We start from the raw sequence: 989 nt of genomic DNA, 5'->3' as shown, positions 1-989 counted from the left end.
GGCACTCTTGCATGCACATCGTGGATTTTTCTCCGGGCATGAGCCATACACGCGGCTTCCGTTATTCTGCCGGATTCGTATAACGCCCGGTAGCCACCGTAAGCATCGGCCTGAAGCACACCGCTGTAACCGGCCAGGTGATTTTGTGGATGGATACCTTTCCGGTCCGGACTGTACGCGAACCAGACCGCCGGGGGCATCTGTGAACCGGCGTTACGGTCATCACGGACGTAGACCCACAGCCGGGCTGTCCGGGTTTTACCGCTGCCCGGCTCCTGGACCGGGACGGGGATATCATCAGCATGGACTTTACCGGGCATCAGCACATACTGGCGCAGGACGTCATACAGCGGCTCCAGTAGTTCAGCAACAGCACCTGTCCAGCGCCCCAGCGTGGCACGGCTCAGCTCAGCTCCCTGACGACGGTATATTTCTGACTGGCGGTATAACGGCAGATGGTCTGCATATTTCCCGGTGACAACATGGGCCAGAAGCCCCGCTCCGGCATAACTGCGTGCAATGGGTTTTGAAGGCACCGGTGCCTGCACGATATGGTCGCACCGGCAACAGGCCTGTTTCGGACGTTGTGTTTCGATAACCTTAAAGGCACTGCTGATAAGCTCCAGTTGCTCTGACACATCACATCCCAGTGGACTGAGTTCACCACCACAGGCCGGACAGCATTCCTCTTCCGGCCGGATGACCCGGGTTTCACGGGGAAGTGAAGCCGGTAACGGTTTACGGGCTGAAGACTGGCGCAGGGGGGATGGCAGTACCGGGTCATATTGCTCACCCAGCGTTTCTGCCATTTCTTCCTGAAGTGCGCTGATTCGCTCCTGTGCTTCCTGTATCTGCCGTTCGGTTTTTGCGCGAAGTTTTTCTGAGCTTTTACCGAACTGCATACGCTGCAGTTTCGCAACCAGCGCCTTCAGCCGGTTGATTTCGGAAGCATAAGCCGCCACCCGCTGTGAGAGCAGGCGGTTGTATTC

1 protein-coding gene is annotated in these 989 nt (G+C 57.6%); it reads right to left on the bottom strand.

Annotation, left to right across the window (positions count from 1 at the left end):
* A partial coding sequence (gene tnpC, locus BEA93_RS24485; protein ID WP_109043798.1) for an IS66 family transposase occupies window positions 1–989 on the bottom strand: 989 nt, incomplete at both ends.

The organism is Escherichia sp. MOD1-EC5950 (assembly GCF_002965345.1).
Taxonomy (GTDB): domain Bacteria; phylum Pseudomonadota; class Gammaproteobacteria; order Enterobacterales; family Enterobacteriaceae; genus Escherichia; species Escherichia marmotae.
Note: the sequence above shows the minus strand (reverse complement) of the source record. Positions and strands in the feature narration are given on the sequence as shown.